Source organism: Agarivorans sp. MS3-6, assembly GCF_054112545.1.
Genome location: NZ_CM134202.1, coordinates 3,072,440 through 3,093,279, shown reverse-complemented (window position 1 = coordinate 3,093,279; position 20,840 = coordinate 3,072,440). Strand labels below are relative to the sequence as shown.

Annotated in this window: 21 protein-coding genes; 13 read left to right on the top strand and 8 right to left on the bottom strand. The window is 45.1% G+C overall.

Annotated elements, in window-relative coordinates:
* Positions 1 to 65 precede the first annotated feature (65 nt).
* The 12 genes from ACVFI8_RS14165 to mgtE all read left to right on the top strand — a co-directional run bounded on the left by ACVFI8_RS14165 (position 66) and on the right by mgtE (position 9,262).
* Positions 66 to 1,034: a calcium/sodium antiporter gene (locus ACVFI8_RS14165; protein ID WP_248712920.1), complete on the top strand. Its 969-nt coding sequence runs from the start codon at positions 66 to 68 to the stop codon at positions 1,032 to 1,034.
* 45 nt (positions 1,035 to 1,079) lie between these two features.
* Positions 1,080 to 2,045: a KpsF/GutQ family sugar-phosphate isomerase gene (locus ACVFI8_RS14160; protein WP_248712921.1), complete on the top strand. Its 966-nt coding sequence runs from the start codon at positions 1,080 to 1,082 to the stop codon at positions 2,043 to 2,045.
* Entirely contained in the window at positions 2,045 to 2,596 is a 552-nt protein-coding gene (kdsC, locus tag ACVFI8_RS14155) for a 3-deoxy-manno-octulosonate-8-phosphatase KdsC (protein ID WP_248712922.1), read from the top strand. Before ACVFI8_RS14160 ends, kdsC begins: the two co-directional genes overlap by 1 nt.
* Positions 2,593 to 3,150 carry an LPS export ABC transporter periplasmic protein LptC gene (lptC, locus tag ACVFI8_RS14150; protein ID WP_248712923.1) on the top strand — a complete coding sequence of 186 codons (558 nt, stop codon included), beginning with the start codon at positions 2,593 to 2,595 and terminating at the stop codon, positions 3,148 to 3,150. The genes kdsC and lptC overlap by 4 nt, the downstream gene beginning before the upstream one ends.
* 10 nt (positions 3,151 to 3,160) lie before the next feature.
* The gene (gene lptA, locus ACVFI8_RS14145) at positions 3,161 to 3,658 is read left to right on the top strand and encodes a lipopolysaccharide transport periplasmic protein LptA (RefSeq protein WP_248712924.1); all 498 of its coding nucleotides are present in this window, start codon (positions 3,161 to 3,163) and stop codon (positions 3,656 to 3,658) included.
* Positions 3,655 to 4,380, top strand: a complete 726-nt coding sequence (gene lptB, locus ACVFI8_RS14140) for an LPS export ABC transporter ATP-binding protein (RefSeq protein WP_248712925.1) — start codon at positions 3,655 to 3,657, stop codon at positions 4,378 to 4,380. Before lptA ends, lptB begins: the two co-directional genes overlap by 4 nt.
* Before the next feature lie 50 nt (positions 4,381 to 4,430).
* Positions 4,431 to 5,930: an RNA polymerase factor sigma-54 gene (locus ACVFI8_RS14135; protein ID WP_248712926.1), complete on the top strand. Its 1,500-nt coding sequence runs from the start codon at positions 4,431 to 4,433 to the stop codon at positions 5,928 to 5,930.
* Between the two features lie 24 nt (positions 5,931 to 5,954).
* Positions 5,955 to 6,242, top strand: coding sequence for a ribosome hibernation promoting factor (gene hpf, locus ACVFI8_RS14130; protein WP_248712927.1), 288 nt, complete (start codon positions 5,955 to 5,957; stop codon positions 6,240 to 6,242).
* An 8-nt stretch (positions 6,243 to 6,250) separates the two neighbouring features.
* On the top strand, positions 6,251 to 6,694 hold the full coding sequence (gene ptsN / locus ACVFI8_RS14125; protein WP_248712928.1) for a PTS IIA-like nitrogen regulatory protein PtsN: 444 nt from the start codon (positions 6,251 to 6,253) through the stop codon (positions 6,692 to 6,694).
* Positions 6,695 to 6,720: 26 nt separating this feature from the next.
* On the top strand, positions 6,721 to 7,575 hold the full coding sequence (gene rapZ, locus ACVFI8_RS14120; protein WP_248712929.1) for an RNase adapter RapZ: 855 nt from the start codon (positions 6,721 to 6,723) through the stop codon (positions 7,573 to 7,575).
* The gene (locus ACVFI8_RS14115; protein WP_248712930.1) at positions 7,562 to 7,831 is read left to right on the top strand and encodes an HPr family phosphocarrier protein; all 270 of its coding nucleotides are present in this window, start codon (positions 7,562 to 7,564) and stop codon (positions 7,829 to 7,831) included. Before rapZ ends, ACVFI8_RS14115 begins: the two co-directional genes overlap by 14 nt.
* Positions 7,832 to 7,900: 69 nt before the next feature.
* On the top strand, positions 7,901 to 9,262 hold the full coding sequence (mgtE, locus tag ACVFI8_RS14110; protein ID WP_248712931.1) for a magnesium transporter: 1,362 nt from the start codon (positions 7,901 to 7,903) through the stop codon (positions 9,260 to 9,262).
* Positions 9,263 to 9,291: 29 nt separating this feature from the next.
* Here mgtE and pmbA read toward each other — a convergent pair whose 3' ends face one another.
* Entirely contained in the window at positions 9,292 to 10,629 is a 1,338-nt protein-coding gene (gene pmbA, locus ACVFI8_RS14105) for a metalloprotease PmbA (RefSeq protein WP_248712932.1), read from the bottom strand.
* Positions 10,630 to 10,735: 106 nt separating this feature from the next.
* Here pmbA and yjgA point away from each other — a divergent pair, with 106 nt between their 5' ends.
* The gene (yjgA, locus tag ACVFI8_RS14100) at positions 10,736 to 11,233 is read left to right on the top strand and encodes a ribosome biogenesis factor YjgA (RefSeq protein ID WP_248712933.1); all 498 of its coding nucleotides are present in this window, start codon (positions 10,736 to 10,738) and stop codon (positions 11,231 to 11,233) included.
* Positions 11,234 to 11,259: 26 nt separating this feature from the next.
* On the opposite strand, the gene tldD is transcribed toward yjgA, so the two are convergent.
* Genes tldD through mreC form a run of 7 tightly spaced genes read right to left on the bottom strand, consistent with a single transcriptional unit; the run spans position 11,260 to position 20,774 of the window.
* The gene (gene tldD, locus ACVFI8_RS14095; RefSeq protein WP_248712934.1) at positions 11,260 to 12,705 is read right to left on the bottom strand and encodes a metalloprotease TldD; all 1,446 of its coding nucleotides are present in this window, start codon (positions 12,703 to 12,705) and stop codon (positions 11,260 to 11,262) included.
* Positions 12,706 to 12,710: 5 nt separating this feature from the next.
* Positions 12,711 to 13,532, bottom strand: coding sequence for a carbon-nitrogen hydrolase family protein (locus ACVFI8_RS14090; protein WP_248712935.1), 822 nt, complete (start codon positions 13,530 to 13,532; stop codon positions 12,711 to 12,713).
* Complete coding sequence (locus tag ACVFI8_RS14085; RefSeq protein WP_457871689.1) at positions 13,532 to 17,392, bottom strand: YhdP family protein; 3,861 nt, start codon at positions 17,390 to 17,392, stop codon at positions 13,532 to 13,534. The genes ACVFI8_RS14090 and ACVFI8_RS14085 overlap by 1 nt, the downstream gene beginning before the upstream one ends.
* Positions 17,393 to 17,396: 4 nt before the next feature.
* Complete coding sequence (rng, locus tag ACVFI8_RS14080) at positions 17,397 to 18,866, bottom strand: ribonuclease G (RefSeq protein WP_248712937.1); 1,470 nt, start codon at positions 18,864 to 18,866, stop codon at positions 17,397 to 17,399.
* A 6-nt stretch (positions 18,867 to 18,872) separates the two neighbouring features.
* The gene (locus tag ACVFI8_RS14075) at positions 18,873 to 19,448 is read right to left on the bottom strand and encodes a Maf family protein (protein WP_248712938.1); all 576 of its coding nucleotides are present in this window, start codon (positions 19,446 to 19,448) and stop codon (positions 18,873 to 18,875) included.
* Complete coding sequence (gene mreD / locus ACVFI8_RS14070) at positions 19,445 to 19,930, bottom strand: rod shape-determining protein MreD (protein ID WP_248712939.1); 486 nt, start codon at positions 19,928 to 19,930, stop codon at positions 19,445 to 19,447. The genes ACVFI8_RS14075 and mreD overlap by 4 nt, the downstream gene beginning before the upstream one ends.
* A 28-nt stretch (positions 19,931 to 19,958) precedes the next feature.
* Positions 19,959 to 20,774 (bottom strand): rod shape-determining protein MreC, encoded by an 816-nt coding sequence (gene mreC / locus ACVFI8_RS14065; protein WP_248712940.1) that lies wholly within the window; start codon positions 20,772 to 20,774, stop codon positions 19,959 to 19,961.
* Positions 20,775 to 20,840: the final 66 nt, after the last annotated feature.

Here is a 20,840-nt window from a genome sequence, read left to right as displayed (position 1 = left end):
TAGGAAAATGCCGACAATGCCACGGTTTTGTCTGTTTCGTCGTAATTATCGCGCAAAGGAAGCACATGCTTATTGAATTTTTATTATTGATTGTTGGCCTCGTTATCTTGGTATGGAGTGCCGACCGTTTTGTTTTTGGCGCTGCAGCCATTGCCAATAACTTTGGCCTACCACCAATGATCATTGGCCTTACCATTGTTGCTTTAGGCTCGTCTGCGCCGGAGATAATGGTGTCGGCGACAGCGGCTCTTGAAGGCAAGATGAATACAGCGGTGGGTAATGTTATCGGCTCTAATATTACCAACATTACGTTAGTATTAGGAATTACCGCCTTATTAAAACCACTCATGGTGTCGTCCTCTATTTTATTCAGAGAGTTGCCGCTGGTATTAGCCGCTACCGCCATCGCGGGGTGGGTACTCAATGACCTATATTTAGGTTATGCAGAAGGTACCGTGCTACTGGGCTTCTTTATCGCAATGATGGCTTTTTTGATTATCTCTGCACTGCGCCAACGCAAAGGCGCCAAAGTAGACCCTATAATTGAGGAAGCTGAATCGGAAGTGCCCAGTGACGTGCCAACCAAAAAAGCCCTAATGTGGTTAATTGTCGGTATGGTATTACTGCCGCTCAGCGCTGATCTTTTAGTTAATTCGGCTTCAGAAATTGCCCGTTATTTTGGTATGAGCGATCTGGTAATCGGCTTAACGATTATCGCTGTAGGTACTAGCCTGCCTGAACTGGCAGCCTGTATTGCAGGTGTCATGAAGAAAGAAGACGACCTCGTTCTTGGCAATATCATTGGTTCTAACTTGTTTAACATTTTAGCCGTGTTGGCAGTACCCGCGATGCTAGCGCCTGGTGAAGTAGATGCTCACGCTGCTGGCCGAGACTTCTACGTGATGATGGGCGTAACCGTAGTGTTATTTATCATGGCCATGGGGTTTGGCAAAAGTCGCCGTATATCACGCTGGGAAGGCGGCTTATTGTGTAGCGGCTTCATAGGCTACCAAATGCTATTATTCTTAGGGTAAACCCTACCTTTTTTATCACTTAAGCCTTACTTATAGGGGAATGGCGTGTCATTTGATTATATTGCTTCAGCTAAACAAGTTCTTGATATAGAAATTTTGGGTATTCAAAACCTTCACCAGTACCTTGAACAGGATTTTAGCCAAGCTTGTGAGCTCATTTTAGCTTGTAAGGGAAAAGTGATTTTGACGGGCATGGGAAAATCTGGACATATTGCCAATAAGATAGCCGCGACGTTAGCGTCTACTGGCACCCCAGCCTTTTTTGTTCATCCTGGAGAAGCGTGCCACGGCGACTTAGGAATGATTTCGGCTGACGATATTGTTATAGCGCTATCTAACTCTGGCGAATCAGCAGAGATATTGGCACTTTATCCCGTCTTTAATCGTATTGGTGTTCGCTCCATTGCCATGACCAGTAACCCGCAGTCAACAATGGCAAAACTTGCCAACTTCCACCTATGTATCTCGGTGCCTCGTGAAGCTTGCCCGCTAGGCTTAGCCCCCACAGCTAGTTCCACCGCAACCTTAGTAATGGGCGATGCATTGGCGGTAGCCTTGTTAGAAGCCAGAGGCTTTACTGCAGAAGATTTCGCCTTGTCTCACCCAGGGGGCACTCTTGGTAAAAAATTATTGCTCAGTGTCAGCGACTTAATGCTAAGAGGGGAACAAATTCCCTCAGTGACAGTCGAACAAACTATTCGCGAAGCCTTATTTGAGATCACCGCGAAAGGCTTAGGTATGGTAGGCGTGGTTGACCAACAGCAACACTTAGTCGGTATTTTCACCGACGGGGACTTGCGCCGTATCTTAGATCAACGGGTTGATATTCACGACACGCAAATTGGTCAAGTCATGACCCACAACCCCAAAGTCATTGAAAGTGATTGGTTGGCATTTGATGCACTAAAATTAATGAAACAAACCTCTATTAATGGCTTGTTCGTGCTTAAACAACAAAAAGTAGTGGGTGCATTTAACATGCATACTTTATTACAGGCAGGAGTTTATTAGTGAGCGAAACCACACCTTACGGTTCAGTGAGCCAACAAAATTTTGACCGCGCCAAAACCATAACCTTGCTAATTTGCGATGTTGATGGGGTATTTTCAGATGGCAGAATTTATATGGGCAATGACGGTGAAGAGCTAAAAGCTTTTCATACTCACGACGGTTTTGGCATAAAAGCCTTACTCAATATTGGGGTTGAGATTGCCATTATCACAGGCCGCCAATCCAAAATTGTCGAGCAGCGTATGCAAGCGCTAGGTATTCGCCATATTTACCAAGGCCAGCAAGACAAGATGGTGGCTTATCAGCAAATGCTTGAGCAACTAAAGATAAGTGCTAACGAAGTTGCCTATATCGGCGACGACGTGGTTGATACTCCAGTGATGCTCGCATGCGCCTTAGGCGTGGCAGTTCAAGATGCTCACCCTTTGTGCAAGCAAGCGGCCGACTATATTACCGTGACACCGGGCGGATATGGCGCAGTTCGTGAGCTTTGTGATCTAATTTTGCAGGCAAAAGGTCAGCTAGAGAATGCCCAAGGCATGAGTGTATGAACAAGCCTACTTGGTTTTTCGGACTGCTATTTGTTGTTGCCATCGTGCTTTGGCAACTCAGCCCCTCAGAGGACGAGCAAGTAGCCGCCAAGCGAGAAGCCAGTAAACCTAATTTTGTTGCCGAGCAGCTATACAGCATTAGCTTTGGTGAAGATGGTGCGCCACGTTATCGCATCTACGCTGAACAGATGGAGTTTTTTGAGCAACTAAAACATACCACCTTCTCTAAACCGAAAATTTTGGTTTACCCAGACCCAGCACAACCCATATGGCAAATTGTAGCCGATCACGCTACAGTACTGCAGCAGCAAACTGTCACCTTAAATGACAATGTAGTGATCAAAAATTTGAGTCGTGGCGAGTATGTTCGCGACCTTATTACCGAAAGATTGGAAATCGATCTGCAAAGTGAAACCATGAGCAGCGATCAACCTGTTACCGTTTATGGCCCCTCATACGAATTGTATGGTGTTGGCATGGATGGTGATTTAGCCAACGAAATAGTGACTTTATTAGATGATATCGAAGCGGTTTACCATAACCCACAAGAGTAAATTAGGCCTATTGGCCAGTTTGTTATTTCTGTCTTGGGGAGTTCAAGCACTTGAAGACGACTTCAATAAGCAGATTATTGTTGATGCCGACCGCCAACAGGTCAATATTAAAGAAAACCGAGTCACGTTTTACAGCAATGTGATCGTCACTCAGGGCTCGATTAAAATGCATGCTGCAGAATTAAGCGTGATCGGCAGTGAAGACAAAGGCAGCGAAGTCATGATCGCCAAGGGCGAACCGGCTACTTTTTATCAACTGCTAGATAGCGGTAAACCTATCGAGGCGGAAGCGAACGAGGTTCGCTATGATCTTAAAACCCAAACACTGACCCTCACGCAAAATGCTCAGTTAAAACAAGAAGAGAGCTTAGTGAAAGGGCAAATGATCAAATACAGCATCGATAAGCAAGAAATGGTAGCCCAAGGCGATGAAAATAGTCGTGTCACTACCATATTTCTGCCGAAACAACTTGAAGAGATTTCACCGAAGAGTAAACCGCAAGAATGAGTACCCTAATTGCTGAAAACCTAGCGAAAAGCTATAAAGGTCGCAAGGTTGTCAAGAATGTAAGCTTACACGTTGAAACGGGTAAAATCGTCGGCTTACTCGGCCCAAATGGTGCGGGTAAAACCACTACTTTTTATATGGTTGTTGGCTTAGTACCTCGCGACCAAGGCCGCATACTAATTGATGACGATGACCTGTCTAGCACGGCGATGCATACTCGAGCCCGTAAAGGCATTGGTTACTTACCACAAGAAGCATCGATTTTTCGTCGTTTATCTGTAGAAAAGAATATTCTCGCGGTTCTCGAAACACGTAAAGACCTTGATAAAGAGCAACAAAATGGAGCGCTTGACGACTTATTAGAAGAGTTCCATATTGGCCATATTCGCAAAAATTTGGGTATGAGTTTGTCGGGTGGAGAACGTCGCCGAGTAGAAATAGCACGAGCCTTGGCAGCTGCACCAAAGTTTATTTTGCTTGACGAACCCTTCGCTGGAGTAGATCCTATTTCAGTGATTGATATAAAAAAAATTATCGAACACCTGCGCGATAGAGGCCTTGGAGTACTGATTACCGATCACAATGTGAGAGAAACCCTCGATGTTTGTGAACATGCCTATATCGTTAGCCAAGGCGAATTGATAGCCTCAGGGAAGCCCAAAGAGATACTTGAAAATGAACATGTGAAACGAGTTTATCTCGGCGAGCAATTCAAGCTATAGTTAAAGTGTATCTAGAAAAATATAATAAGAAGAAGGAACAGCGGTAATTAATGAAAGCATCTTTGCAGTTGCGTCTTGGTCAGCAATTAACCATGACACCTCAGTTACAACAGGCCATACGCTTACTTCAGCTATCAACGCTGGATTTACAGCAAGAGATTCAAGAGGCACTGGAAAGTAACCCACTTCTTGAGGCGGATGAGTCGCAGCCAAGCGACAGTGACTCAGTTGAAAAGTCGGCCAATGAAAGAAGTGATGAGGCGGAAAACAGCCAGCCTGAAGTTGACTCTAGCCAAATTGAAGCCGGTGATGCCATTTCCCAAGACACGGTTGCTGAAGACCTACCCGTTGATTCAACATGGGATGATATATATAGCGCCAGTTCAGGCCCTGCGAGTTCAGGCTCTGCTAGTGGCGGCGAAGACAACGACATGTTGTTTCAAGGCGAAACCGTCGACTCCTTACAAGACCATCTATTGTGGCAAATGCGTTTAACTCCCTTTAGTGAAGTAGATCAAGCCATCGCATTAGCGATTATTGATGCGGTTGATAACTCAGGTTACCTCACTCAAGACTGTGACCAACTACTTGAAGGCTTACGCTCCAGTGATAATAACGCACTAGATGTAGAATTAGACGAAGTAGAAGCGGTGCTAAAACGTATTCAACATTTTGACCCCGTCGGCATTGCTGCTCGCTCCTTACAAGAGTGTTTAATGATTCAATTAAGTCGTTTTGCTGAAGAAACACCTTGGTTGAAAGAAGCCAGAGAGGTCGTATCAAATCATATCGACGTATTGGCCAACCGCGATTTTCGTTTATTAGCTCGCAAAACCAAACTCAAAGAAGAACAGCTACGCGAAGTAATGCGCTTAATCCACACCCTTGAGCCACGCCCCGGCAATGCGGTAGAACCGAATCAAGCGCAGTATGTTATTCCCGACGTATCCGTTATAAAACGCCAGGGCCGCTGGGTAGTAGAATTAAACCCGGATGCCATGCCTAAACTACGTGTCAATTCTCACTATGCGTCTTTGAGCAAAACGTCAAATGCTACCGATACTCAATTCATTCGCAGCCACCTACAAGAGGCAAAATGGTTCATAAAAAGTATTGAGAGCCGTAACGAAACCTTATTAAAAGTATCCAACTGTATCGTTCACCACCAACAAGCATTTTTTGAATATGGTGCTGAAGCAATGAAACCAATGGTGTTGAACGATGTGGCTGAAGCAGTAGAAATGCATGAATCGACCATTTCTCGGGTGACAACCCAAAAATTTATGCATACTCCCCGCGGAATTTTCGAATTAAAGTATTTTTTCTCTAGCCACGTGGCTACAGACGGAGGTGGGGAATGCTCATCTACCGCGATTCGCGCACTCATTAAGAAACTGGTTGCTGCCGAAAATACCAACAAACCACTCAGTGATAGCAAGATAGCTGACATTTTGGCAGATCAGGGGATCAAGGTGGCGAGGCGCACGATAGCAAAATATCGTGAGTCTTTAGCGATTCCACCTTCTAACCAACGTAAAAGCCTTATATAACGGCCACAAAAGGGGACAAGATATATGCAAATTAATCTTACTGGACACCACGTAGAAATTACTGAATCACTAAAAGAATATGTCCACACTAAGTTTGCCAAACTGCAACGACGTTTTGAACAAATCAACAATGTTCACGTCATCCTCAACGTAGAAAAGCTCAATCAAATTGCCGAAGCTACCTTGCACCTTAATGGCGGAGAGCTGTTTGCCACTGCAGAGCACTCTGATATGTATGCCGCCATTGATAGCCTCATTGATAAACTTGACCGCCAAGTTATTAAACACAAAGAAAAATTAAACAGACATTAGCCAAAGTAATGCAAATAAATAAAGTACTAAATTTGGACTGTACGCTTAGTACAGTCCAATGTTCCTCTAAGAAGCGCGCATTGGAACTGATAAGTGAACTCGTCGCTAAACAACTTGATACCAGTGCTCAAACTATTTTTGAAAGCCTGTTAAACAGGGAAAAAATGGGCAGCACCGGAATTGGCCAAGGTATCGCTATTCCTCACGGCAGAATCGACAATCAGCACCAAGCTACAGCGGTTTTTTTACGCTGTGACCCTGCTATTTCCTTCGATGCTATTGATAATAAACCGGTTGATCTTGTGTTTGCGCTGTTGGTTCCAGAAGACCAATGTAAACAACACCTTAATACCCTTTCTCAAGTGGCTGAGAAACTCAACGATAAATTAGTATGTAAACAACTTCGTAACGCACAAAGTGATGACGAATTGTACGACATCATGGTAGCCTAATACTCTAATTGTAGTTAGAGGTTATCATGGAATTGATTATCGTTAGCGGACGTTCAGGCTCTGGCAAAACGGTCGCCTTAAGGGTATTAGAAGATTTAGGCTATTACTGTGTAGATAATCTACCCGTTTTACTCTGGCAACCCTTAATAGATAACTTAAGTAGTTATCCTAAAGTGGCGATTAGTATCGATATTCGTAACCTGCCCGATGAGCCCTCACCGATTGGGCAATTGATTCGTTCGATTGGCCCTGACGTAAAGCTCCTCAGCCTCTTTCTCGACGCTAAAGACGAAGCGCTAATTCGTCGTTACAGTGAAACCCGCAGAGTTCACCCGCTCAGCCAAAACAACTTGTCGTTAGCCGAAGCTATTGAGGCAGAAACAGAGCTATTAGCCCCTATTTCACGCAATGCTGACTTACGTATCGATACCTCTCGCTTGTCGGTGCATGAACTTAGCGGCCTGATCCGCTCGAGAGTGACGGGTGATCAACAACAACAACTAATTTTAGTGTTTGAGTCCTTTGGTTTTAAAAATGGCGTACCCAGTGATGCGGATTACATGTTTGACGCGCGTTTTTTGCCTAACCCGCACTGGCAAGAAGAGCTTCGCCCCCTAAATGGTTTAGATAAACCCGTTCAGGACTATCTGTCTAGCCAAGCCTTAGTCGGAGAATACATTCAGCAGATCACCGATCTGTTAAATTCTTGGTTGCCCCACTTAGAAGCTAATAATCGAGCATACCTAACCATCGCCATCGGCTGTACTGGTGGCCAACATCGTAGCGTTTACGTAGCAGAGCAGCTTGCCGCAAACTTTTGTAGTAAACGTAAAGTACAACGTCGTCATCGCACTTTGGAACATAAGCTTGAAGCTCACTAGACAAGTCATCGTAAAAAACAAACTCGGCTTACACGCTCGCCCTGCGACTAAGCTTGTAGAACTCGCTCAGCAGTTTGAGGCTGAGGTAAGTATTATAGACGGAGAGAAAACGGCGTCAGCTGCCAGCGTAATGGGCTTGCTCGTATTAGCCAGTGCGCAGGGTAATACTTTGACAATTATCTCGGAAGGAAAAGATGCCGCCGCCGCGATGAATGCTATTCAAGGTTTGATTGAAGCCAATTTCGACGAAGAATAAGTTAAGGCATAAATAGCCGCACACTAAGCACGCTGCAAAGCTTGCTACTCATCACAGTAGGGAACACTTATGCCAGAAGAGATGGAGTTAAACCCTAACCAGCACAAACGATTACAGGAGCTAAACCAGGCTCTAGATAGCGGTATGTTTGTGCACGTTAGGCGCACACTTCATCAAATGCCCCCATGTGATGTGGCTTTATTACTCGAGTCCAGCCCACCCGCAGGACGTAAAGTACTATGGCAACTCACCGACCCTGAGCAACACGGCGATATCCTCGAAGAGCTAAACGAAGAGGTGATGGAGGGGGTGCTTCAGCTAATGGCTCCAGAAACCCTCGCCGCCGCCGCTGAAGGAATGGATACAGATGACATTGCTTATGTCTTAAGAAGCCTTCCAGATAGTGTTTATCAAGAAGTACTGCAACAGATGGATGGCCAAGATAGGCACCGTGTAGAAGCAGCACTCGCCTACCCCGAGGATACCGCGGGGAGCATTATGAATACCGACACCATCACCCTAAGGGCTGATGTCAGTATTGACGTGGTACTACGCTATTTACGATTGCGTGGCGAACTACCAGAAACCACTGATACCTTATATGTGGTAAACGAACACGATTTACTGCTAGGTGATATTCCCCTTTCTACTCTACTGACGGTAAATCCAAATGTCAGTGTTCGCGAAGTGATGGACAGTAATGCCGAAACTATCCCAGTGGCAATGGATGAGTCAGATGTCGCCGTTTTATTTGAACGCCATGACTGGATTTCAGCCCCGGTAGTTGATGAAAAAGGGCAACTACTGGGTCGAATAACTATTGATGATGTGGTTGATATTATTCGTGAAAATACCGAGCGCACCATGATGAGCATGGCAGGTATGGATGATGATGAAGATACTTTTGCCCCAGTGATAAAAAGTACTCAGCGACGTACCGTTTGGCTTGCCGTTAATTTATGCGCCGCTTTAGTCGCCGCATCAATCAGTAATATGTTCGAATCCACCCTCGAACAATTAGCCACCTTAGCTATTTTGATGACCATTGTACCCAGTATGGGAGGGATCGCCGGTAATCAAACCCTCGCCCTGGTCATCAGAGGGCTAGCCGTCGGACATATTGGCGAGGGAAACTCGCGTTGGCTGATTGGTAAAGAAGCCGCGATTGGCATGCTAAACGGCATGATTTGGGCGCTGGTTATATCGGTAGTGGTTACCCTATGGAAGGGCGATTGGACCTTAGGAGTGATTATTGCCGGCGCGATGTTTATCAACATGTCGCTAGCGGGTTTAGCTGGAGTAACGATTCCCTTATTGATGAAAAAATTTAACATAGATCCGGCTCTAGCCGGCGGTATGGCTCTCACTACGATTACTGACGTAGTGGGTTTATTTTCATTTTTAGGTATGGCTACACTGGTATTAGGCTAGGAGAACTCCCCTAGCCTTAAGCTATACACTTAACTACCCGCTATTTTCATAGCAGAAATTAATACTGAGCCAGTCTGAATAGTACTCTCTTTATCAAAGTCGTCAGCAATGGCGACAATATTGGCAAACATCTCAGGTAGGGTGCTGGCCACGGTTATTTCTTGTACCGGAAAAGCAATTTCACCATTCTCTACCCAAAATCCAGCAGCGCCTCGCGAGTAATCGCCGGTCACGGTATTAACCCCCTGGCCCATCAGCTCTGTGACTAATAAGCCGGTTCCCATTTCTTTTAATAACTCAGCACGACTCACGCCGCTGTTTTTTACTAACCAATTATGAATACCGCCCGCATGACCGGTACTTTGCATGCCCAATTTACGCGCAGAGTAGCTGGTTAATAAATAGGTCTCTAAGGCGCCATCAGCAATGATATGCTTCGCCGAAGGTGCCACACCTTCACTATCAAAAGGCGTACTAGACAGCCCTTTTTTGATAAATGGGTCTTCATAAATTGACAACCAATCTGGGAATAGTTTTTTGCCCAAGCTATCTAATAAAAACGAGGAACGACGATAGAGGTTTCCGCCACTAATTGCCCCTACCAAATGACCAAACAAACCCGCTGCGACATCTTGGTCAAACACCACCGGCACCTCACAGGTTGAAATCTTCCTGCTACCTAAGCGCGCCAAGGTTTTTTCAGTCGCTTTAGCGGCGATTTGTTCGACACTATCGAGATCAGCAAAATCACGCGCCACGCTGTAGGCATAATCACGTTGCATGTCTTTATCGCCGGCAATGAGCATACAGCTTAGGCTATGGCGGCTGGTTGGGTAGCCTTCGACAAAGCCATGGCTGTTACCGTAGACTTTTACGCCATAGTGACTATTGATATTGGCACCATCACTGGATTTAATTTGCGGGTTGCGCAAGGCGAGCTCTTCACAGCGGTTAGCAATCTCAATAAAACGATCGGGCTCTAAAGGATGAGGGTGGAACAAGGATAAATCAGGGATATCTTTAGCCAGCAATTGCTTATCGGCTATGCCAGCAGCTTTATCCGCTGACGTATAACGCGAGATATCATAAGCCGCTTTAACCGCATTTTTGATCGCGTCTGGACTCAAGTCAGAGGTGGAAGCACTGCCTTTACAATTAGCCGAATACACCGCAATACCTAATGCACCATCGTGATTAAATTCCAAGGTTTCGACTTGTTGGTCACGCGTAGCTACACAAATACCGGTTTGTTTAGAAATCGAAACTTCAGATTCATCGGCTCCAAGTTGTTTAGCTTGGTCTATAGCAAACTCAACAGCCTGTTTTAATTGGCTCAATTCTTGGCTAACTTGTTTTTCTGGGCTCATTTTGATTCTTCATTTCCTTGATTAGCCCTAGCATAACAAAACTCATAGAGCGACCATAAGCAAGAACTGGTAAGATACGCAAAAAAAGTGCTACGAGAACAGAAAAATGAAAAATAACCCACCGCATGAAGATGAAGATGATTGGATTAGTAAGTCCGAGATCAAACGTGAAGCCGATAAGCTCAAAAAACTAGGTGTGGAATTGGTTGGTTTAACCAACCCTCAACTTGACAGCATAAGCATGAGCCCAACACTTAGAGAAGCGATAGCCTTAGCTAAGCGTTTAAAAGACAAACGGGAAGCCTCACGCCGCCATATGAATTACATTGGTAAAGTATTGCGTACTGAGAACATGGAACAGATAAATGATGGCTTGGATAAGATCCATAACAAGCACATTTACCATGCTCAAGCCCAATTGGCGTTAGAGAAACAATGTGAGCGATTGATTAAAGAGGGAGATGAAGCGATCAACGACTTAGTTGAGCGCTCGCCAAATCTTGAACGCCAAAAGCTCCGTCAACTAGTACGCCAAGCAAAAAAAGAACTTGAGCCCGGTAAAGCGCATCAAGAAATCATTAAATATCTCAAGCAACACAGTTAAAAAAAGGGCCTAGGCCCTTTTTTCTATTAGGCGGTTCCACCTACGGTAAGCTGGTCAAGCTTAAGGCTAGGCTGCCCCACCCCAACGGGTACGCTTTGTCCTTCTTTACCACAGACGCCAACACCTTTATCTAAGGCTAAATCATTACCCACCATAGATATCTGCTGCATCGCTTCTGGGCCACTACCAATCAATGTGGCGCCCTTAATCGGGGTGCTTAGTTTACCGTCTTCAATTAAATAGGCTTCAGAGGCAGAGAACACAAACTTGCCTGAAGTGATGTCGACCTGTCCCCCACCAAAATTAGGGGCATAAATACCCTTTTTAACCGAAGCAATTAACTCTTCAGGCTCGCTTTTACCCGCCAACATGTAGGTATTAGTCATTCTAGGAAGCGGCAGGTGAGCATATGACTCGCGCCGACCATTACCGGTAGAGCGGGTATTCATCAACTGAGCATTATGCTTATCTTGCATGTACCCTTTAAGGATGCCTTTTTCGATCAATACATTGTATTGCCCGGGAGTGCCTTCGTCATCAATACTCACAGAGCCGCGTCTATTACCTATAGTGCCATCATCTACAATAGTACATAGCTCAGACGCCACTTGTTGGCCAATACACCCCGAAAATGCCGAAGAACCTTTACGGTTAAAGTCACCCTCAAGTCCATGACCTACCGCTTCATGTAACAATACACCCGGCCAGCCAGCACCAAGAACTACCGGCATTAAACCTGCAGGAGCGTCTACCGCCTCCAAGTTGACTAAGGCTTGACGTACCGCCTCATCAACAAAGGTCATGGCTCTTTCTTTGCCGTTAAGTTCTTCTAAAAAATAACTGTAGTTACAACGCCCACCACCACCAGCTGAACCGCGTTCACGCCGTTGGTTACGCTCAACCAGCACACTACAATTAAAACGAATCAACGGTCTAATATCTGCAGCTAAGGTACCATCAGTGGCCGCAACCAGTACCTCTTCATAAACACCACTTAGGCTTACTATCACTTGAGTGACCGCACTATCTAAACTACGAGCGTATTTATCAGCACGCTCAAGTAAGGCAATTTTTTGCTGATTAGATAAACTAAGCAATGGGTTGTCAGCCTGATAAAATTGTTCGGCGCTGACTTGCTTAAAAGGGGCTAGTGACGATTTTGCCTGCACCGGACTAATTCCCCGAGCGGCCTGACAAGTTTGCATTAAAGCATGGGTGTTTATTACATCAGAATAAGCAAAACCAGTTTGCTCCCCTAAAATGGCTCTTACGCCAACACCTTGCTCAATGTTAAAGCTACCTTCTTTAACGATGCCATCTTCCAACACCCAGGATTCATGTCTACTATGCTGAAAATAGAGATCCGCATAATCTATCTGATGTTTTGCGACTTCAGCCAGCGCCAAGCTTAACTCTTGCTCGCCAATACCACTTGGCATTAGCAAGGACTGACTGACTTTTTCAAACGACATAGTAATTATTCTCTCCACCCTAAATGTAATTGTCCATGCATGGGCACCGGCATGCGGTCCCTCACTTGCTTAAGCATCTGCAGATTAAATTCTGCTTTAGATGCGGCAATTCCGTTTTCTTGAACATCCAAACAACGCCCCCAAGGGTCAACAATCATTGAGTGTCCCCAAGTTTGGCGTTGCTTATAATGCGTTCCAGCTTGATTTGCGGCGACGAGGTAAAGCTGATTTTCGATGGCTCTAGCCTGTAACAGAGGTTGCCAATGCGCTTCCCCTGTGAGTGCTGTAAATGCTGCGGGTAATAATACAATATCACAGCCCTGTTGGCGCAGCAGCTGAAATAAGTAAGGAAAACGTAAATCAAAACATATCGCCATGCCTACCCGAATATTACCGATATCAAACCACGCGAGTTGCTCGCCAGCGATAAAACTGTCAGATTCCCGATAGGCACCAACATTGTCATTCACATCTACATCAAACAAATGCAATTTATTGTAATGTTGAATTAACCGCCCATTAGGTGAAAAAGCTAAAGAACACGTATAGCAGCGCACTGCGTCTGGCCCTTGAATAGGTACACTGCCAGCGATCAAATAAACCTGCCAACGTTTTGCTTGAGTGGCTAACCACTGTTGAATAGGCCCATCACCTAAAGTTTCCGCGACACGAAGGTAAGCGCCATCACCGGCATAAATTGAAAAGTTCTCGGGCAATAAGACGATATCTCCTGGCTGGGGCTTAGCGAGAGCCAGTAAAGTGTCGGCTTGGCGTAAATTGTCTTCAATCACACTACCAGAATTCATTTGCAAGGCGATTAAATTCACTATTTTGACCCTTCTCTGGTACGAAATTCATCCGGTACTTTTATTTCTTTCTTAACCCGTTCAAGTTCGATAAGTTGTGGCTCGCCAATATTCCCCTTAAGCGCAAAATCAATTTGTGTAACTACTTCAACAACGGGCTCGAGCAATTTAGATAAGGCGAGCACAGCCACACCAGTGGCAGGTGTCACTAAAAAAGCCGCCAATACAGGCAAACTAGAGGTCACTTTAGGTGAATAGCTTACCAAATAATCAATTTGGCCATCTCTAAAATCCACTTCTCCTTTACCGCGCATCGAGCCCGCGACACCATCAAGGTAGAAATCCTGATTATTGGCTAACCCCTTATCAAAGGCTATGCTTGCCTCAACAGAGTCAAAGTGTAGCCCCTTCTCAAATACATCACTAAAGTCTAAGGTTAAACGGCGACGGATCGTATCGAGGCTAGCCAAGGTCAATAAACGGGTGCCTTTATCACTCATTTCTGTCACTACCCCTTTATCCGTTTTAACCTTAATGCTGCCATCTAAAGAGGCCATCTCTGGACGATATAAGGCATCTTGCCAACTGACGTCAAAGGTAAAGCGGCCAGCGGTTCCTTTTAAGGGACTGTCATGCCCCATATCTTCAATTACTTTTTCTAAACTGTTGCTGCTAAAAGACCCAGCTAAACCAGCCATATCATGACCATCGGCTTGTTTCCAAAACAACGCAGCCGTTAACGAGCTATGCCCCCAATCTACCCATAGTCGACCATTGTCCATGGTTTGATCTTCAATCGGTAAATCAAGTTTCATATTACCGATGCGGTAATCCCCTAGCTGACAATCGTTACAGGCCAAAGATAAAGGCGGCAACACTTTTAGTAACGAATCTAACTGCTCTTGCTGCTCAAGCTGAACAATAACTTGATCGGTTTGCTCTTCAAATAAGCTAAACTCAATCTCATCCAGCTGGGCTTTTTCTATAATAATTTTAACCGGTTGTTCGACTGTGGGCTGTTCAGGCGCCGAAACGCTAGCCAGTAACTGATCCGATTCAATTTGCACTTGAGTCTTACTGCGTGGTAAATAAGCCACATCAAAATTGTCTAAAGGTTGACCCATAAATTTTGCCTGTTGCACCGCTCCACGCACAAACATTAACTCAGGGATGACTAAACTAACATTGGTATAATCAGTTTCCGGTTTCTTAGGGCTGTACTTGATTTGTTGTTTGGCCCATTTCATCCAGGGTTCTAACTCTAATTCTGGAAAATCGAAGGACATGGCAAGCCCCTCTCCTTGCCACAATAAATTATTGCTTGGCCCAAGATTAAGTAAGGCATGTTTAAGCCTTGCCTGCTGTTCTTCAAAACTGATTTTTGCTTGCGCGGAAATGAGCTGATTCGCCTCTAAAAGATAATCACCGCCATCCTGATTACCGCTGAGACTTAATGCGGTCGGCCAACTCTGTTCACTGAGTTTATCTAAGGGCTCAGGAAATTTCAGCGCAAGCCCCAATAATTCAGATCGAAAATCACCGCTATAATCAAAGGCACCTTCGGGCTTTAACGAAATGAGTAGATCACCTTGCCAGTCAAGTTTGCCAGAGCTGTATTCATTTAGAGGAATCCCAAAGGATCGTTCCGCAGTGGTCATTGGCCACCGTCCCGCTAGATCAAAATCAAGCAGGTAATTTTCAGCGTCAGCCTGAGTGGTAAATTTTACCTTAAGGGGCAAGCCTCGCCACATCGCGTTTAAATTATTCGTACGCAGCTGTTCATTCTGGAAGTACAAGCGGCCATTAAGCTGGGTTAAATTCATGCCAGTAGGAATGATACCCAAGTTGTTATCTTGAAAATCTACGTGGCCATTCACCTCAACTGTAGTGCCTGCGTGCAAAGGGATGTTCAAGTAAACCTCCCCCGAAACATCACCGCTGCTTAAAGGTAGCTGAGCTAAGCTATCGCTAAGCGCGGTTATAGGGGACTGCAACAAGTACTCGCTGACAGCTTCTGCCGAGCCCGCCACATTACCGGTAATATATAACTCAGAACCACTATAAAACTTCGGAATACTAGCCGTTATCCGTTGTGCAGGAACCTCACCAAGCCGAGCGCGTTGGCTTTCCATAAACAAACCATCATTTTGAAATAACAGGTCTAACTGCAGCTCATTTAAGCTTGGCCAGCCGGGATCAAATTTAAAGCGGGCATTATTTAAAGGTACAAAAGCTTGAAAAATACCATTGTGTTGTTGGTAGGGATAATGATTCAATTGACCGTACCACAGCACTTGGCTCTGCTCAGCAATGCCGGCCAATAAAGCGCCCTTCAGGTAATCAAACACCCCCTCCGGCATCACCTTTGGATAATAGTAATACGCTTTGCCTGCATCTTTAATTTCCGCATTTGCCATCAGGCTTAATACTGGCCATGCCCCTTGCTCAGGCCACACGAGTGACCACTGGCCTGCAAAGTCTAATTCAGGGGTTATTAAGTGGGTATATTGGCTTTTTATACTCAAGCCGGGGGCTGCAAAGCTAAGCGTAATCTCAGAATCAAATAACTCAATATCCAAGATTTCATCAAACTGTGCGGCTAGACCAAACTTACCTTGTTGATTGAGTTGCAAAGCGGCACCACTCTTATCGCCAGCAATCTCGATATCGATGTACTCAAGGCTGGGAATAAAAGATTGTCCGAGACTTGCTACATCCTCCAGCGAAGCGGTGTAACGTAAGTCCTTGGACTGATGGAAGTAATCAAGATCTAGATGTTTAAGCTGTCCGGCGGTAATCAGATTATGCCAAGCAATATTGCTTTCTTGATTGTCTATTAACGCTAAAAGTGAAGACCAAGCCGCCAAATCTAACTCGGCCAACTGCCAGCTTTGCTGCTCTTTAGTTATGAGGCCTTGTAAGGAAAAGTCTGCATCCGCAGTATCATTGAGAGCCATATCCCAAGGAAGTTTATCAACCCGCCACTTATCTTCGACTTTTAAGCCTTGAGTTAGCCCACTGTTGATCACTAGCTGATTTTGCTTCGCTCCCCAATTAACAACGCTCGGCTGCCACTGCATCAGCCATCGCTGTTGCCGTTTTGCACCAAAGTCTGCCCACAAAGACAAATTGAGATCGCTATTGAATTGTTCAGCAGAGCGTCCAAAAGCGCGCTGCATGGCTTTCATATTTAAATGCTGGGCTTTAGCGTAAAACTTACCGGTTAAGCCCTCTAAGTTGTTAGTATCACCCAAAAGGTCAACACGAAATTTAACCTGACCGTTTTGTAGATCCTGTCCAATTAATATTTCGCCATCGCCTTGATGCAAATTGCCATTATTCACCCAGTCTAAACTGGCAATGTCTAAGTTAAGGTCATACTCAGGAAAATTAATTTCAATTAAGCTGTTAGTTACACTAAACCTCGCTAACTGGCTTAAAAATAGATCAGCGAACACTTGATAGTTTTGTGGGCTTGAGCGCTTCGCGCTGGTTTTATGAGGGTCTATCGCTAGCTTGAAATGGACACCGTCTAAAACAAGATCCTTAAACACGACTTGCGATTGCTCAACAGACTGCCAAAGATCGATCTCGAACATTAAGGCGTCAACGCTAAATTGAAGGTCTTTCTGTTCGCCGATGGCTATTTTACTGTCTTCAAATACCAACATCGGTCGAAAATTGTGTATTCGCGCGTTCAGTTTACCGATACTTAGTGTGGCATTTGTATCATTGACTAACCAAGTGGCGATATCATCTTTATAATGGCTAGCAAATGCTAAAATGCCGCGTGCTATACTTAAGCACACGGCAATAATCACTAATAATAACGCAAAGCCATGCCAGCATTTGCGAACCCCACGAGTAAAAGGATTGGCCATAACCCTACATCAATACCACGTCAAACTGTTCTTGACTGTACATAGGTTCAGTTTGAACTTTGACTTGCTTGCCAATAAACACCTCTAATTCAGCTAAGCTATGTGACTCATCCCCCATCAGCATCTCGGCAACTTTGGTTGAGGCGTAAACAATAAAGTTATCGGCATCGTAGGCTCTATTGACTCGAATAATTTCCCGTAAGGCTTCATAACAGACGGTTTCGACGGTTTTTACAGTGCCTCGGCCGCGGCAAGTTGGACACTCACCACACAAAATATGCTCAATGCTTTCTCGGGTGCGTTTACGGGTCATCTCCACTAAACCTAATTGCGAGAAGCCACTAATATTGGTTTTAGCGCGATCTTTGGCTAGCGCCAACTCAAGACTGTGTAGCACTCGTCGTTGGTGTTCGGCATCGATCATGTCGATAAAATCGATAATGACAATCCCCCCTAGATTACGCAGCCGTAATTGTCGAGCGATCGACTGAGTCGCTTCAATATTAGTATTAAAAATAGTTTCTTCTAGATTACGGTGGCCGACAAACGCACCGGTATTAATGTCGATAGTGGTCATAGCCTCGGTTTGATCGATGATCAAATAACCGCCTGACTTTAAATCGACGCGACGTTTTAGCGCCCGCTGAATTTCGTTTTCAACATCAAACAAATCAAATATAGGTCGGTCACCGGCGTAGTACTCTAATATCTCGGTAAACTCTGGAACAAACTCAGCGCTAAAAGAAATCAGCTGCTCATAAGTTTCGCGCGAATCAACACGGATTCTGTCCAGATGAGTCCCCACAAAATCACGAATAATACGTAATGCTAAATTCAGTTCAGCATATAGCTTACTTTTACTGGCTGAGCTTTCTTTGCGCTGTAACACTTTGCGCCATACACGTTTCAAAAAGGCTGCATCTTGCTCTAGCTCATCGGCGCCGACACCTTCAGCCGCTGTACGAATAATAAAGCCGCCCAGCTCATCAACATAACCGGCACAAATATCCTTCAAACGTTCCCGCTCCTCCTCGCTTTCAATGCGCTGAGAAACCCCCACATGACTGCTGCCAGGCATAAATACCAAATAACGTGAAGGTAAGGTAATGTCGGTAGTTAAACGGGCTCCTTTGGTACCAAGTGGGTCTTTTACCACTTGCACCATGATGTCCTGACCTTGGCGCACTAACTCTGCGATATTGCCAGCCTGAAAATGTTCTTGTTCAGTAACATCTACGCATTCGGTATGAGGGACAATGTCAGAGGCATGCAGAAAAGCGGCCTTTTCTAAGCCTATATCAACAAAAGCGGCTTGCATCCCCGGTAATACACGGCTTACCCGGCCCTTGTACATATTGCCGACAATTCCTCGCCGAGCATCTCGTTCTACGTGAGTTTCCTGCAAAATCCCACTATCAACTAACGCAACACGAGTTTCAGTAGGAGTAACGTTAATCAATAATTCTGCTGACATAATAACCTAGCGAGTTAAATAACAATTAAGTAAACGGTCGGTCTCGACCAGCGGAAGCCCAACCACTGAGCTGTAACTACCTTCAATTCTTTCTACAAACTTACCACCAATCCCTTGAATCGCATAGCTTCCGGCTTTATCAATTGGCTCTTGGCTTAACCAATAATCACGCATTTCACTTTCTGATAGCTGACGAAAAAATACCTCGGTAGTAATTAATTGGGTATCGGCTTTACCATCAACATATAGACAAATAGCCGTCATCACTTGATGCTGTTTACTACTCAGTAAGCTTAGCATTTTCAAACTATCTAACTGATCCACCGGCTTGCCTAAGATTTTTCCTTGGCATACCACGATGGTATCAGAGCCCAATACCGCTGATTTTTCTTTTTGCTGCTGATACACAGCGTAGGCTTTTTGTTCAGCCAAGCGACACACCAAGTGCTGAGCCGGCTCACCGGTTTGTGGTGTTTCATCAATATCGGCCGCCGCGACTGAAAACTCCCAACCTAACTGAGTTAATAATTCTTGCCTTCTGGGTGAGGCTGAGGCTAATACTAAGCGATGGCTTTGCCTCACGACATCTTCCACTGTCGGCGTAACTTACGTAGGAGTAGAAATATCCAAGGCCAAGCGATAGCTGAAGTAATCACCGAATAGAAATAACCCACGGGTAACTGTACGTCTTGCACTACGTATTCAGCCCAAAATATCACTAATTTGGCCAGCGTAACCAATATGCCAACCACCAAGGCTTGTTGCCATACCGAGAAGTTTCGCAAACGGGTAAAATTAGACGCCGCTAAGTACACCACTATCGACATAGACAAGGCGCGGATCCCTAGTGTTGAGCCTAATAGCACATCTAAAATAAAACCGGCACAAAATGCCATGCCTACATTACTGCGGTGAGGCAGAGCAATCGCCCAATAAAATAGACACAATAGAACCCAATCAGGACGAAATGAATCGGCCTCTAGGGGCAAGGGAATAATTGCCAGTATTAAGGCTAAAAACAGGCTACCAATAATCGCCCCTCGGCCATTAATTTTTTCTATCATCTTACTGCCTTCATGGGGGTCGTTAAGCTCATGGCCAAATCAACAACAAATAGCGTAAACGGTCTAACTCTACCACTGGAGTTGCAAATACATCCGCATAGGGCTTGCCTTCTTGATAATCAAAACGATTAATCACCGCCACCGGATAGCCTTCAGGAAACATTCCGCCTAAGCCAGATGTGACTAAGACATCGCCTTCACCGATATCGGTACTTCTAGGAATATGCGGTAACTGCAAGCGCCTTAAATCCCCGGTACCTGTGGCTACCGCTCTAATATCATTACGCGCCACTCTTACCGGTATACCATGACTAGAGTCGGTAATTAACAATACGCGGCTAGTGGTGGTACCCACGTGCAGTACCTGCCCCACAACCCCAACATCATTGATCACTGGTTGACCTTCAAATACACCATCAAGCTTGCCTTTATCCAGCACAACTTGATGAGAAAAAGGGTCAGAATCCACCGCCATAATTTCAGCCACCAGCTTGCGACTGTCGTTACGTATTGGCGAACTCAACAAGGCGCGCAATCGGGTATTTTCCTTGGCCAAGCTTTCCATTAATAGTTGGTCTGCTCGGTTTAACAATAACTGCTCTTTTAACGCGCTGTTTTCTCGCTTTAATTGTTGACGAGTCACCACTTGATTGGACATCGAATCCATTAATTGCCCCGGCATATTAGCAATGTATTGCAAGGGGCTTACCGCGGAATGCAAATATACTCGCCATTGTTTAAAGGCAGAGACTTTACTATCAACAAAAATGAGGGAGAGTGACAACACGATCGCCAGAAGGAGGCGAAGCTCTAAAGATGGACCTGGGCCGAAGATGGGTTTCATCGGACATAACCTGATTTAGTTGTCTAAGTAGTGTGGAAACGAGATAAATCTAAGTGGTGAGTACGC